Raw genomic sequence first — 14,900 nt, 5'->3', positions numbered from 1 at the left:
GAGGTGTCGTAGAGCACTTTAATATAGAAACTATTTTAAATTTTTGTATTCGTTTTCCATCATGTAAAGGAGGGATTTATATTGAAAATAATAAGCTTGAGGAAAATGTTTCTCTTATTTTTGGTGTTTGTTTTATTACTGCCTCTCTATGGCTATGACGGCTTAGATAAGCAGGATGATATAGACGAGATTGAAGCTAAAATGGAACAAATGACTTTAGAGGAAAAAGTCGGTCAGCTGTTTGTTGTTCACGCATACGGTAAGACAGCGACAGACCCGGATTATGAAGATACGAATTTAGAAAATGATCGTGGAGGAAAAAACTTTAAAGAGATTATTGAAAAATATCATATTGGCGGGGTAATCTATTTTAATTGGTCCGATAATATTGGCATGCCACTTGACGCACCGCAAGTTAATGCATTATCGAACGAATTGCAGGAAATAGCGATGGACCAACCGAATTCGATACCTCTCTTTGTATCGACTGACCAAGAAGGTGGGATTGTTCAGAGAGTGACAGAGCCCGGGACTGTTTTCCCCGGTAATATGGCCATTGGAGCAACTAGATCTGAAGGTTACGCCAGGGATTCAGCAGCAATTCTAGGTAACGAACTAAGCAGCTTGGGAATTAATATGAATTTTGCCCCTTCCGTTGATGTTAACATGAATCCGGAAAATCCTGTTATCGGTGTTCGCTCATTTGGTGAAGACCCCGATCTCGTTTCGGACTTAGGTGTCGCTCAAGTTATGGGATATAAGGATGAAAATGTCATGTCTTCTGTGAAACATTTTCCAGGCCACGGTGATACGGATGTAGATTCCCATTACGGCCTGCCGATTATTGATCATGACCTTGAGACACTGCATGAAGTAGACTTAAAACCCTTTAAGGAAGCTATAGATGCGGGGGTTGAATCGATTATGACCGGACATATTGTGGTTCCTGCTCTTGATGATTCAGAGCTGCCTGCGACTTTATCAAAACCGATAATTACCGATTTATTACGAGAAGAGTTGGGTTATGAAGGGCTTATTATTACGGATAGTCTTGGAATGTCAGGAGCGAATGTCGTTGAACCAGAACGTGTTTCAGCTGAGGCTTTCAAGGCAGGGGTTGATATTCTTTTAAACCCGCCAGATGTAGAAACGGCGTACAATGGCGTGTTAGAAGCTGTTGAGAATGGAGAAATCAGTGAGGCAAGATTAGATGAGTCTGTTTACCGGATTTTACAAGCAAAAATGGAAAATGGTTTGTTCGACGATCCTTATACAGATTCAGACCGTGTTGAAAACATTGGTGCTCCGGAACACATAAATACTGCTGAGGAAATCGCAAACAAGAGTATTACCCTTGTTAAAAATGAAAACGATTTACTTCCACTGCATACGACCGATAATGTTCTTGTCACTGGGCCTTCAGAAGCGAAAGCCGATTTACTCGCTAGTTCCTTAAGCGAAAAAGGAATCGAAGCAAGTAGTTTTGAAACAGGTACGAATCCAACAGATGAAGAAATAGCTGAGGCAGTGGATATGGCTGAAGAAGCTGATGCCGTTGTTGTTACGTCCTATATAGCTAATACCAATCAAGCACAGCAACAATTGATCAGTCAACTAGAGGATATAGATAAACCGATTATCGTAACAGCGCTTCATAATCCATACGATATCATAGCGTTTCCTGAAGTAGATGCTTATGCGGGGGCATACGGTTATCAGGATGTGTCTGCATTAGCATTATCAAACGTATTAACTGGTGAAGTCAATCCAACCGGAGAGCTTCCAGTTACTATTCCGGACATGTATGAATATGGACATGGATTAAGTTATACAGAGGAGCCACTTAGCGCGAGTACGATGAAATCACTTGTTGAACAATTGGAAGCGGATGGGGAATTCGCAAATAGCGAAGCTGCTCAGTCTTTGAATATGCATTTGACTGCCGTAAGTCATTACGAACAAACGGGAGCTACGGAAAAAGTTGTCAAACATATGGAAGGGTTTCAACTATTACTTGATCAACAGAAACTAGATGAGCAAATCACGGATAAGGCTTTTAACCATCTGCAGCTGAGGACAAATAGGTTGATGGAACAAAACGCAGATCATTAACAAAGATATCCCTGTGACAAATCTGTCTTGTTACAGGGATATATAACAATGATAGGGGAGCGTTAGTCATTTCGTTATATAGGAAATGACAAGATATGCACCATTATCAATAATGGAGGCGATAAAATGAAGAAAATCTATTTTAGCAGTGTTATCGTACTTCTTCTGTTTTCGACCTTGCTGTTAGTAGCAGCAAGTAAAGGAACAGCGGATCAGCAAGATGCAAATCAAGAGGAATTGCAACTTGGTATAGACGTATTATTAGATGAAGAGATAGAAAAGATTCAAGGTAAAAATGTAGGCCTGATTACAAATCCAACTGGTGTTGATCAGAACCTAAACAGTATCGTTGATTTGTTCCATACCCATTCTGAGTTTAATCTTGTATCCCTTTATGGACCTGAACATGGAGTTCGAGGCGATGCACAGGCCGGGGATTATGTTGAATTTTATATTGATGAAAAAACTGGGCTTCCAGTTTATAGTTTATACGGAGAGACGAGAAAGCCGACACCGGAAATGTTAGAAGGGGTGGATGTGCTCGTCTTTGATATCCAAGATGTTGGAACGAGATTTTATACGTATATCTATACGATGGCGTATGCAATGGAAGCTGCTGCGGAAAACGATATTGAAATCATTGTCCTGGATCGGCCAAATCCGATTGGAGGTTCAAACGTAGAGGGGCCTGTACTCGATTCGGAATATTCCTCTTTTGTTGGCATGTATCCGATTCCGTTGCGTCATGGTATGACCGTTGGTGAGCTGGCATTATTATTCAATGATGAGTTCGATATTGGAGCTAATCTTGATGTGGTCGAGATGAGCGGGTGGGATCGTTCCATGTATTATGATGACACGACGCTATCCTGGGTAGGACCGTCTCCGAACATGCCAACACTGGATTCGGCTCTTGTTTATCCGGGATCTGCTTTAATTGAAGGAACAAATGTCTCCGAAGGACGAGGTACCACAAAACCATTTCAATTAATCGGAGCACCGTTCATTGATGGTGCGGATCTTGCTGAGGAGTTGAATGATCTGGAATTACCTGGTGTGAGTTTCAGGGCGGCCTATTTTACACCACAGTTTTCCAAACATGCGGGTGAGCTTTCAGGTGGTATTGAAATTTATGTAACGGATAGGGAAACCTATCAGTCTGTTGAAACAGGACTCACCATTGTAAAAACAATTCATGATCTTTATCCGGAGGATTTTGAATTTCGCGATGAAGATAATGAAGGTGTATCATTTTTTGATAATTTGATTGGAAATGGATGGGTACGTGAACAAATTGAACAAGGAACATCCGTAGAAGAGATTGTTAATACCTGGACGGCTGATTTGGAGGATTTTAATACGGTTCGTGATAACTATCTCCTTTATTCGGAGTCTGATAAAGATGTTGAAAGTGCCGCAGATATAAAAGTACTTGTGGAAGATTTTGAGGAAGCGGGAGAATTTACAAGTGATAATGCTGCACATTCTTTAAATATGCATTTAACGGCAGTGGAACGCTTTGAAAATCAGGAAGCCGCAGAAAAAGTCATTAATCACATGAATAGTTTTAAACTATTGCTTGATCAACAGAAAGATAATGAACTCATTTCGGAAAATGCGTATGAAACACTTCAATCGGCCTCAGATATTCTGATTGACCAATGGGAATAAAGAGATAGATTTGATTTACGAAGATCCTGTGTGATAAGAGTTGAGGATCATACAGGGTCTTCTAACGAAACAATATGTCTGATTCAAATGATAGTTTCATATATGGTAAATTTCTAAATTCCTGAAGCTCAGAAATGAGGGGAGTAAATGAAAAATAAATGGCTATTCGTTATACTGATTTGTCTGGCTTTTGTAACAATATTTACAATTCAAAACAGAGTGAGCTTTGCTGCTTCATCGGAATTGCTACCTGGAGAACCGGAAAGTGTCCATATGCTGGATGCACCGTTAAATGAAATGGATGCTTCCATTTTACAATCCATACAAGATAAAGAAATGCCAGGAGCAGTTGCTTTCGTTGCAAGAGAAGGGAAAATTGTTAAACAATCCAATTACGGTCACGCATTGCGCTATGTAGATGATGAATTTACCGAAGTAGAAAACCCTGTAGACATGGAAAATGATACGATATTTGATCTTGCCTCCATTAGTAAATTGTTTACTGTCACAGCTGCGATGCAATTGTATGAAGAAGGCGAATTTGAACTAGATGATCCGGTAGCAAAACATATACCGGCATTTGCGGAAAATGATAAATCGGATGTAACGATTCGTCAGCTAATGACACATACTTCAGGATTTACTGCCTGGATCCCACTTGAAAATATGGCAGAGAATCGGGAAGAGGCGTTTCAAATCGTATTTGGTTACCCACTGGAAAATGAGCCCGGGGATCATTATGAATACAGTGATTTAAATATGATTACATTGGGAGCGCTTGTTGAAGAATGGTCAGGAATGCGTCTTGATGAATATGTGAGTGAACATATTACAGAACCACTTGGGATGACAGATACGATGTACAACCCACCAGAGACGTTAATCGATCGTATAGCCGCGACTGCATATGTGCCAGGAAGAGGGATGGTGCATGGAGATGTACATGATGGCAATGCGTTTGTACTTGATGGTGTTGCAGGGCATGCTGGTGTATTCTCAACCGCTTTTGATTTAGCCGTGTTTTCACAAATGATGTTAAATGAGGGCACGTATAATGACACACGTATTCTAAAAGAGGAAACGGTGGAACTGATAACACAAAATCATACGCCAGAATTTCCCGGCGACGATCATGGCCTAGGATGGGAGTTGAATCAGGAATGGTATATGGGTACATTGGCTGAAACTACAACTATTGGTCATACCGGATTCACTGGAACCTCAGTGGTTATTAGCCCAACAAGCGAATCGATAACGATCCTATTAACCAACCGGGTTCATCCGATAGATCAAACACCATCGACGAATCCGATTCGTCAGGAAGTTGCTGAAAAGACAGCAGATGCCATAAACGCATGGAGTGCAAATACGATCAAAGAACTTGTAGCGAATTTGGAAGAAAAGGGAGATATACCGGATGAAGCCGCTCGCACTTTAAACGTACATCTTACCGCTGTTAGCCAGTATGAACAACAAGAATCAGTTGAAAAAGTCACCAAGCACTTAGAAGGTTTTAAAAACTTGTTAAATCATCAACAAGAGAATGGTCTGATGTCCGAAGAAATCTATCATAGGCTTAAGCAAAATGCTAATTATTTGATCGGAAAATGGCAATAGACGATTCCTGTGTTTGATACGAGGAGGAAATAATGTGCAAAAATGGTGTGTATCAATTTTAACATTGCTTCTATTATTATCACCTTTGACTGCCGTAGCAGCTAAGCATAGTGCGAGCGAAGAAATAGAAATGAACTGGCAACATAATTTACAGCATAGCAGTGAGGTGAATACCCGTATTGCAACTTATAATATACAAGCAGGATCAGGAATGGATGGAAAATATGATCTGGATCGAATAGCAACTACGATTCGCGAAAGTGGAGCGGATATTATAGGATTACAGGAAGTTGATGTCCATTGGGGAAGTAGGAGCCAATACGAAGATACGTTAGCAATACTTGCCGAGAAACTGGATATGTATTATTTCTTTGCACCAATCTATGATCTGGAACCAGTAGAAAACGGGGATCCAAGAAGACAATACGGGGTTGGCATTCTAAGCAAATATCCAATTGTAGAGGCAAATAATCATGAGATAACAAGGCTATCTAGTCAGGAACCTAACCCTACACCAAAGCCAGCTCCAGGCTTTTTGGAAGCACAAATACGTGTTGATGGAGTAAATGTATGGTTTTATGTTACTCATTTGGACAGTCAATCAGATCCAACGGTTCGACAAATGCAAATTAATGATATGCATGAAATTATGGCTGAACATCAATACAATATATTAGTTGGAGATATGAACGCAAGGCCAGATGCTGATGAATTGAACCCACTTTTTCATTGGTTTGATGATGCTTGGGATGTGACAAAGGGGACCTCTGGATATACGTTTCCAACAGACGCACCAGATAGAAGAATTGATTATATATTGTCGTCGCCGAGAATGCATGTAAATAATGCACAACTACATCATTCCCAAGCGTCGGATCATCTTCCAGTCACAGCTGACGTTACAGTGGTGCGTGGTAATCATTCGCTCTTGGCAGAGGGAATGCGTATGCTTGTTGAATTATTTGATGAAAAGGGAGAATTTGCTGGAGAGCATACAGTCCGTGCATTGGAAATTAATATAACTACCGTAAGTTATTATGAACGTGAGCATAATGCGGCTAAAGTGTTGAAACATCTTGATAAATTAAGTGTGTTATTAGATGCTTTGAAGAAAAATGAAATGATTTCTGAAGATGCATATAGCCTATTACAATCGGATACGGAGTATCTGATTGATAGATGGAGGGAGAAAGAGCAATATGAAAATGAATAGATTTTTTATCATTGCTGTATTTCTATTATTCGTTCTGCTATTCTCATTGATTACTTCCAGTGCAACAGAAAAGGATAATGTTGTTGACGATACAGATGGAGTTAGGCCTGGCATTGAAGTTTTTTTGAGTGACCACTTGGATTGGGTTAAAGGGAAAAAAGTTGGGTTAATAACAAATCCGACTGGCGTAGCTAGTAATGTGGTAACAGATGACATTGATTTATTGTTTCAACATCCGAATGTTCATTTAACAGCATTATTTGGCCCTGAACATGGTATCCGAGGTAACCAGGAAGCTGGAGAATATGTAGAGTCTTATACTGATGAGCGAACAGGGCTACCTGTATATAGTTTATACGGCCCCACTTGGAAACCAACGGAAGAGATGCTGGAAGACGTGGATGTATTACTATTTGATATTCAAGATATTGGTTCCAATGTATATACCTATATTTATACGCTCGGATTTGTGATGGAAGCAGCAGCTGAATATGATAAAGAAGTTATTGTGTTAGACCGTCCGAATCCAATTGGTGGAACAAAAGTGGAAGGACCACTTCGTTCCGAGGAAACGGTTAGTTTTATGGGCAGGTTTTTATTGCCTGTTCGTCATGGTTTAACCATTGGTGAACTAGCCACCATGTGGAATCATGAATACAGCATGGGGGTGAATGTAAAAGTGGCCAAAATGGAGGGCTGGGAAAGGACGATGCATTTCGAGGATACAGGTCTTCCATGGGTGATGACTTCTCCCAATATACCGACAGAAGAAAGTGCGTACTTGTATGCGGGGACAGAATTACTTGAGAATACAAGTTTATCTACTGGACTTGGAACCACACAACCATTTGAATTGGTTGGTGCACCGGGGATAGACGGGGAAGCATTAGCACAAGAGATGAATAGTCGTAATATAGAAGGGGTCACCTTTGGATCGACTTACTACAGGCCGACATCTGGAAAATATGAGGGAGAATTAGTTGGTGGCGTCCAGATTCATATGGAGGATCCTACTACCATTGATTTAGTTGAATTAGGATTACAATTGGTGGACGGGATGCGTGATCAGAACCCAGAAGACTTTACGATGGATGAAAGCTATGCAGAGTTGATAGGTGATACGGACGTTCCAGAAATGATTATGAATGATACTCCCGTTGATGAGATAATCGAATCCTGGGAAGGTGAATTAAATACATGGGTGGATGAGATTCGTAACCCTTATTTACGTTATGGTCCATACCCAAATGATGTTGATCCGTATGAAGAACAAGCATCCATAGGAATCTTACCTTTGGATTTGAATGCCGCACCAGGAGAAAGTGTTGATTTAACCATCAAAGGATATGATGAGAATGGAGAGAAAATAGAAATTGACGCTTCAGCAGTTCAGTGGGAAGTGTCCAATAATATTGGTTATGTAGAAGATGGTGTCTTTTATGCTGAGAATGAAGGGAAGGGAGAGTTAACAGCCGAATATAATGGTCTTACGGCTTCTCGTGAAGTAGACATTTCATCACCTTATGTAGAGGATATTCGAAGTGGTATCCATGCTGATTATTCTAGAATTGTATTTGATCTGAATAAAACAGTAACAAATTATGAAATGGAAGAAACGGATGAACAATTGATTCTCCGTATTCCTTTCGGGGAAATAGAAGGAGATTTACATGAGGAAGGTGGATCGATTCCCATCGATAATAGTCCTGTCATTTCAAGCATTGATTATTATCTTGAAAATAACATGTTTGTAGCAGAACTTAACCTGAAGGTAGATGAACTTGAATATGAAATTCCTGATTATTCCTCACAAATCGTTGTTGATTTAATGCATTAATAGGAATGCGCAAAGGAGTTAGCTAAAATTATTATTTGAAAAACCCACGTTTGGTTTGGAACGTGGGTTTTTCGTGAAGATAGAAAGTATAAGGTGTGGTGTGTTTCCTTTACTTTGGACTAAATCTGAATCTCTACGTTTTTCAACCGGCATGTTTCTAGTCGTTGTTGCGTTTTACAAATAAATAACTTACAATAGTGAGTAAGCACTCACTCATTATAAAGAAAAGAGGAAATTACGTGATACAAGTCCAACATGTTTCCAAGCATTATGGAAAGCAATCCGTATTAAACCATGTTACTGTTCCGATATACGACCGCCATATTACTGGTTTAATTGGACCATCCGGAGCTGGGAAAACCACATTGATTAAATGCATCATGGGAATGGAACATTCTGACACAGGTTCGATCTCGATGAATAATATACAGGTGCCTAACCGTAAGTTGCTTAATCAAATCGGATATATGGCACAAAGCGATTCCTTATATCATGATTTGACCGGGATAGAGAATATCCAATTCTTCGCACATATGTACAGAAGAAAAATAGCTAAAAGACGGATAAGAGAAATATTGAGTCTCGTGCAACTTGAAAAAGAACAACACAAGCTGGTGGAACATTATTCAGGGGGGATGAAACGCCGACTTTCGCTTGCGATTGCCCTTATTAATCGCCCGCAATTTTTGATACTTGATGAACCTACCGTAGGGATTGACCCGGTATTAAAGCTGGATATTTGGGAACAACTCCATGTATTAAAGGAGGAAAGCACAATCTTGATTACCACCCATATCATGGACGAGGCAATGAAGTGTGATCAGCTACTATTAATGAAAAATCAAGGCATCGCGGTCCGTGGCACACCTCAGCAAATTTTAGATAACTTTAAAGTAGATAATATCGATCAGGTCTTCTTAAAATTGGAGGAAGAAGAATGAAAATCTTATTCTTGATGAAACGTATTGGTAAACAGGTACTCCGTGACAAGCGAACGCTTGCCTTATTGTTTATTGCACCGATCTTGGTCATTGCCTTACTCAATTATATCTTTCCCGATCCAGATGATGAAATAACAATTGCAGCTGTCAATGTAGATGCCGATATTATTGATATTTTAGAGGATGAGCAAGTTTATGTAAAAGAAGAACAAGATATTGATGCTGAAACCTATTTGCAAGAAGGCCATGCCAATGGCGTTCTCGAAGAAAAAGGAGAAGAATGGACGCTGACCATTCTTAATGATAATCCAATCGATGAAGGATCCACTATTCAAAGCAGCTCGCAAGCAGTGATGGAAAGCAACATCACTCATTTGGCTGATAACATAGAAGAATTGATTGATAACATGCAGGGGATATCTCAAGCTATCGAACAAATGCCGCCAGAAGTCCAAGAAAATATGGACTCGGAGATGATGTTGGATACGGAATTCGATACAACCATCGATATGGACAATGAGGCTCTGAGCGTGAACTATATTTATGGCGATGACAACCATCGTTTTTTTGATATTATTAATCCCGTGTTGGTTAGTTTCTTTGTTTTCTTCTTCGTCTTTCTTATTTCAGGAATGGCAATGTTAAAGGAAAGAAGTAGCGGGACATTAGACAAATTATTGTCCACTCCGATTAAAAAATCTGATATTATATGTGGTTATTTATTCGGTTATGGCATTTTCGCGGTGCTACAGACAGCTGTGATCATCTTGTTTTCTGTCTATATCTTGGATATGGACATCGCGGGATCGTTGGTTACGATGTTTATGATCAATATTCTACTAAGCTTCGTAGCCTTAGGACTTGGCTTGCTTTTATCTACCTTTGTTAAAAGTGAATTTCAAATGATGCAGTTTATCCCATTAATTATTATTCCTCAAATCTTTTTTTCGGGTATGCTGAAGGTGGAGAGCATGGAACCCTGGCTACAGTGGATAGCGCCAATCATGCCCCTCTATCACGCAGGAAATTCCATGATTGATGTTGTGCTCAAAGGCGCTGGATTTCAGGATTTGTTATTGCCGCTATCTATTTTGTTCTTATTGATTGTATTATTCGCAATCCTTAATATCTTTGGTATGAGACGGTATCGAAAGGTCTAGGTGAGAAAATTGAAATCTATTTTTAAAATGTTGGAAGAAGAATTGCCCCATATTGATGAACTATCTGATAAACAGCAGGCGGTCGCACAATCGGCGTTAAAGCTGTTTAGCGAAAAAGGCTTTCATCAGACATCTACAAAAGATATTGCAAGCCATGCGCAGGTGTCCGAGGGTACGGTATATAAGCATTTTCACAATAAGGAAAATTTATTATTAGGGGTATTGTTGCCTCTCTATAAGGAATTTATTTTTCCGGTTGTCCTCAAAGAACTCTATCAGTCGATCCAGACCGAAGACGAACAACCCTTCTATGAATTATTAGAGAAAGTAGTTCGGAACCGCTTGGACTTTGCCCTGCAAAATAAAGAGGCGGTTATTTTATTCGCAAGAGAAATCGTGTTTCGCGAAGATTTTAAAACAATGATAAAGGATGTTATCCCAGAACAAATAAGCAAAGTTTTTCAGCCGATATTAGTCGCATATATCAAACGGGGAGAGGTAAAGGATATCGCTCCAACACGAATGATGTATTTTATTTTTACCAATATCTTCAGTACGGCCTTGCCTGCATTGCTATTAAATCGCAACATAACTGAGCAGGAAGTGACACAACTTATAAAATTAATCTATGATGGATTACGCCCGGAACAGTAGTAATAAGCAAGAAGGGAAATGTTTTCCTTCTTGCTTATGCTTTTTAAAGGTGATCATACTGTTATGATAACAGTACCGACCTAAGTAGATTGCAAGGGGTGATTTATACATGGTTAACCGAAAGACCTGTATTTTGATACCTAAAAGAAAATATGTACGTGAAAAAATGGTGTTATGACCGAAAAAATAAAATAATATTACATTTATGAAAATTGTTATTGACAAAATAATTCACTAACCTTATACTATAATAAATTATATCTAGGTATTAAGCATTAATTGTAAACGGTTTAATATACTGTTAATATAAAAGACTTTGAAAAATACAAGCGAAGGGATCGGCATAAACATGGAGTTGTCTCAACTAATTACTGAGAAAAGAAATCAAAATAGTATGAATTTTGATCAGATGCCTACATCGGAAATGCTACAAACGATTAATGAGGAAGATAAAAAAGTTGCTTATGCTATCGAGTCGGTATTACCGCAAGTTGAAATTGCTGTAGAAAAGATTTATAAGTCACTTACGAATGGTGGAAGACTATTCTATGTAGGTGCGGGCACAAGTGGAAGGTTAGGTGTGATAGATGCTTCGGAAATGCCGCCTACTTTCATGACACCACCATCACTGGTGCAAACTGTGATAGCAGGTGGTAATGATGCATTCTTCACTGCCGTTGAAGGAGTAGAAGATAAAGAAGAGCAAGGAAAAGCGGATTTAAAAGAGAAAGACATTACCGTTCATGATGCTGTTATAGGAATTACAGCAAGTGGCAGAACGCCATATCCAATTGGAGCATTGACATACGCGCGTGAATTGGGAGCATGTACCATTTCCCTAGCATGTAATGAAAATTCATTAATTAGCAAATTAGCAGATTGTGCGATTGAAGTCATCGTCGGTTCAGAAGTTTTAACTGGATCCACACGTATGAAAGCAGCTAGCTCGCATAAAATGATATTGAACATGATTAGTACAACCGTGATGGTTAAGCTTGGAAAGGTTTATGAAAACTTAATGGTCGATGTTCATGCAAGTAATTATAAATTAATGGAGCGAGCAAAGCGGATCGTAATGGAGATTACAAATGCAACCTATGAGGAGACTTCGAAGGTGCTAACACAGACGAATCATGAAGTAAAGCCTGCCATTGTTATGATGGAAGCGGGAGTTACCTATCAAGAAGCAAAAAAGGCGATTGCGATAAGCAAAGGCTATGTGCGAGAAGCGATTGATTATTTCAGTTAATCGTTCGAGATGTATTCGAAATCGCATTCATAGTTTCCTAACTATTAATGCGTTTCATATATATTATTCAAAGGGGGCAAATAATGTGAAAAAACGATTCAAAGGACGTGCACTGTTTCTATTGATGGCTGTTTTACTGCTCGTTTTAATGGCAGCCTGTTCATCGGATGATGAAGAGACTTCAGTTACAGGGGAAACCAATGAAGCAGGAGAAGCTTCTGAAGGAGACGGGGAAATTTCAGGTGAACTCGAAATACAATATTTCGTTGGGGGCTATGGCGATTCCTGGTGGAAAGAAGTGATTGCTGATTTCCAAGAGGAATATCCGGATGTAAGCATTACGGAATATGCAGGTCCAAATATTAATGATGAAATGCGTACGCGCTGGGTTTCTGGAGATCCACCAGATGTTGTATATATTGACGGGGCAGGATCAAGTGAAACACAAATGGTAGAAGATGGTCAATTGATGAATCTAACGGAATGGGCTGAAGGTATTGAACTTGAAAATGGCGATGCTCTATTAGATAGTTTTATTGTAGAACCTGGGAAATTTGATGGAGAAATATATTCGCTTCCTTTAGTGTTTGATGCTTGGGGTACATGGTACGATAAAGCATTATTTGAAGAAAATGAATATGAGGTTCCAACAGATTTTGATAGTTTCATGCGTTCAATGGAAGAAGTTAAAGAAGTAGAAGGAGTTGACCCATTTGTAACAAGTGGAGAACATCCTTATTACTTCCTGCGAGGTATGCTTTATCCTGCATTTGGTGCGGCTGGCGGCGATGAGTTGCTGGCAGATCTGATTACAGGTGCAGAAGGTGCCTGGTCGAGTGACGTAGTGCTGGAGACAATGAAAAAGGTGGAACAGATGCAACAGGAGGGGATGTTTGATTCAGGCTTGGGCGCGTTAAATCATACACAATCGCAAATGAATTTCTTGCTTGGAGATAATGCTTTTATACCGGTTGGATTCTGGTTGCCAAATGAAATGGAAAGTGATGTGCCTGAAGGTTATGAATATGGTTTTATCCCGTCGCCAATGCAGGATGCTGGCGAAGCCTATGCAATTGTTCCGGATTTACGTCCTTTAGCCATTGCAGAAGAGGCAGAAAATCCAGAGGCTGCTAAGGCTTTTGTAGAATTTGTATTTTCAAGAGAATATGCGATGTCATTTTCTGAACATACGGGGGCAATTATGAATGTTTCCGACGTTGACTTAACAGAAAATGAAAATGTACCTTCCTATTTAATAGATGCAAATGAGATGATTAACGATCCGGAACAAGTGCAAATATACGAAAAGCCACATCCAATGAGTGCGGATTTGGAAACGCCAATTGGAGATGCTTTAATGTCTCTCATGTTAGGGAACATGACAGCGGAAGAATTTGTGGAAGAAGCGGAAGCTGCTGCAGCTAATTACCGTTAATCATACTGGAGGAAGTGGAGACAGTATGGGATGTTAAGGATTTTTTCTCCATCCTTACATTCCATACTAGTTATGTATAGAAAAGAGTGATTTGGATGGTACAGTCTAAAAAACAAAAATATACCTTTCTAGCTTTTTGTTTGGTGCCTACTTTTATAATGTTTGTTATTTTTACACTTTATCCTTTGTTTAGTGGTTTGTACTATTCCTTCTTTGATTTTTCAGGATCGTCACAGAACATGGAATTCATTGGATTAGATAACTACATACAATTAATAAATGATGCAATCATTCCGAATACCATTATTCATGATTATTTCCTTGTGGTTACAAAGGTTATTGGAATTATGATTATGGCCATGTTCTTTGCTGTTGCTTTAACACAATTAAAAATAAAGGAAGCACCATTTTATCGAATTGTATTCTTCTTCCCGAATATTATGTCTGTTGTCGTTATTGGGATCCTTTGGACGTTTGTGTATAACCCGGATTTGGGATTGGTTAATTCGGCTCTGGAATTTCTGGGACTTGAATCTGTAGCAAGGCCTTGGCTGGGGAGCGAGACATGGGCACTACCGAGTCTTGTTTTGCCATCCATATGGGCCGGTATCGGATTATTCCTTTTGATGCTTATGGGGGGAATTGCCAATATATCCAAAAGTTATTATGAAGCAGCTGAAATAGATGGTGCCTCGCAATGGCAGCAATTTTGGAAGGTGACGTTGCCTTTAGTATGGCCCCAGGTAAAAATTTCTGTGCTTTATATCGTTATCACAACATTAAATGGCTCTTTTATTCTGGTGCAAGTGATGACTGGTGGTGGACCAAATAATTCTACCCATGTGATGGGATCTTACCTTTATCAGCAGGCATTTGTACAATATAACTTCGGTTATGGAGCGACAATTGGTGTGATGATTTTAGCCCTTTCATTAATTACTGTACTCCTTTTACAATTGCTCATGCGAAGAGACAAAGTAGAGTATTAGGATGCTCTATGTAATGAAAATG

At 39.4% G+C, this 14,900-nt stretch carries 11 protein-coding genes and 1 pseudogene; all 12 read left to right on the top strand.

Annotated elements, in window-relative coordinates; all coding sequences use genetic code 11:
- The first annotated feature begins 81 nt into the window (after window positions 1-81).
- Window positions 82-2,112: a glycoside hydrolase family 3 protein gene (locus KFZ56_RS14130; RefSeq protein ID WP_309228305.1), complete on the top strand. Its 2,031-nt coding sequence runs from the start codon at window positions 82-84 to the stop codon at window positions 2,110-2,112.
- 126 nt (window positions 2,113-2,238) lie between these two features.
- Window positions 2,239-3,498, top strand: a pseudogene (locus tag KFZ56_RS14125) (exo-beta-N-acetylmuramidase NamZ family protein); the annotation flags it as partial.
- A 36-nt stretch (window positions 3,499-3,534) separates the two neighbouring features.
- A complete protein-coding gene (locus KFZ56_RS20085; RefSeq protein WP_375540702.1) occupies window positions 3,535-3,783 on the top strand; it encodes an FIMAH domain-containing protein in 249 nt (82 codons plus the stop codon).
- A gap of 147 nt (window positions 3,784-3,930) precedes the next feature.
- Entirely contained in the window at window positions 3,931-5,400 is a 1,470-nt protein-coding gene (locus tag KFZ56_RS14120) for a serine hydrolase domain-containing protein (RefSeq protein WP_222642545.1), read from the top strand.
- A gap of 34 nt (window positions 5,401-5,434) precedes the next feature.
- Window positions 5,435-6,613 carry an endonuclease/exonuclease/phosphatase family protein gene (locus KFZ56_RS14115; protein ID WP_309228304.1) on the top strand — a complete coding sequence of 393 codons (1,179 nt, stop codon included), beginning with the start codon at window positions 5,435-5,437 and terminating at the stop codon, window positions 6,611-6,613.
- Entirely contained in the window at window positions 6,600-8,450 is a 1,851-nt protein-coding gene (locus KFZ56_RS14110; protein ID WP_255585150.1) for an exo-beta-N-acetylmuramidase NamZ domain-containing protein, read from the top strand. The genes KFZ56_RS14115 and KFZ56_RS14110 overlap by 14 nt, the downstream gene beginning before the upstream one ends.
- Before the next feature lie 239 nt (window positions 8,451-8,689).
- On the top strand, window positions 8,690-9,391 hold the full coding sequence (locus tag KFZ56_RS14105) for an ABC transporter ATP-binding protein (RefSeq protein WP_222642544.1): 702 nt from the start codon (window positions 8,690-8,692) through the stop codon (window positions 9,389-9,391).
- Window positions 9,388-10,551 (top strand): ABC transporter permease, encoded by a 1,164-nt coding sequence (locus tag KFZ56_RS14100; RefSeq protein WP_222642543.1) that lies wholly within the window; start codon window positions 9,388-9,390, stop codon window positions 10,549-10,551. The genes KFZ56_RS14105 and KFZ56_RS14100 overlap by 4 nt, the downstream gene beginning before the upstream one ends.
- 9 nt (window positions 10,552-10,560) lie before the next feature.
- Window positions 10,561-11,205, top strand: a complete 645-nt coding sequence (locus KFZ56_RS14095) for a TetR/AcrR family transcriptional regulator (protein WP_222642542.1) — start codon at window positions 10,561-10,563, stop codon at window positions 11,203-11,205.
- A gap of 349 nt (window positions 11,206-11,554) precedes the next feature.
- A complete protein-coding gene (murQ, locus tag KFZ56_RS14090) occupies window positions 11,555-12,454 on the top strand; it encodes an N-acetylmuramic acid 6-phosphate etherase (protein WP_222642541.1) in 900 nt (299 codons plus the stop codon).
- Between the two features lie 124 nt (window positions 12,455-12,578).
- Window positions 12,579-13,889, top strand: coding sequence for an ABC transporter substrate-binding protein (locus KFZ56_RS14085; RefSeq protein ID WP_222643999.1), 1,311 nt, complete (start codon window positions 12,579-12,581; stop codon window positions 13,887-13,889).
- Between the two features lie 95 nt (window positions 13,890-13,984).
- Window positions 13,985-14,878, top strand: a complete 894-nt coding sequence (locus KFZ56_RS14080; RefSeq protein WP_222642540.1) for a carbohydrate ABC transporter permease — start codon at window positions 13,985-13,987, stop codon at window positions 14,876-14,878.
- Window positions 14,879-14,900: the final 22 nt, after the last annotated feature.

It is taken from the genome of Virgibacillus sp. NKC19-3 (assembly GCF_019837165.1).
Classification (GTDB): Bacteria; Bacillota; Bacilli; order Bacillales; family Amphibacillaceae; genus Virgibacillus_L; species Virgibacillus_L saliphilus.
Note: the sequence above shows the minus strand (reverse complement) of the source record. Positions and strands in the feature narration are given on the sequence as shown.

What these genes read in the sequence shown, in the direction of transcription:
- KFZ56_RS14110 (WP_255585150.1), top strand. Translation starts at nt 6,600, where the DNA reads ATGAAAATGAATAGATTTTTTATCATTGCTGTATTTCTATTATTCGTT.
- KFZ56_RS14085 (WP_222643999.1), top strand. Translation starts at nt 12,579, where the DNA reads ATGGCTGTTTTACTGCTCGTTTTAATGGCAGCCTGTTCATCGGATGAT.
- KFZ56_RS14120 (WP_222642545.1), top strand. Translation starts at nt 3,931, where the DNA reads ATGAAAAATAAATGGCTATTCGTTATACTGATTTGTCTGGCTTTTGTA.
- KFZ56_RS14100 (WP_222642543.1), top strand. Translation starts at nt 9,388, where the DNA reads ATGAAAATCTTATTCTTGATGAAACGTATTGGTAAACAGGTACTCCGT.
- murQ (WP_222642541.1), top strand. Translation starts at nt 11,555, where the DNA reads ATGGAGTTGTCTCAACTAATTACTGAGAAAAGAAATCAAAATAGTATG.
- KFZ56_RS14080 (WP_222642540.1), top strand. Translation starts at nt 13,985, where the DNA reads ATGGTACAGTCTAAAAAACAAAAATATACCTTTCTAGCTTTTTGTTTG.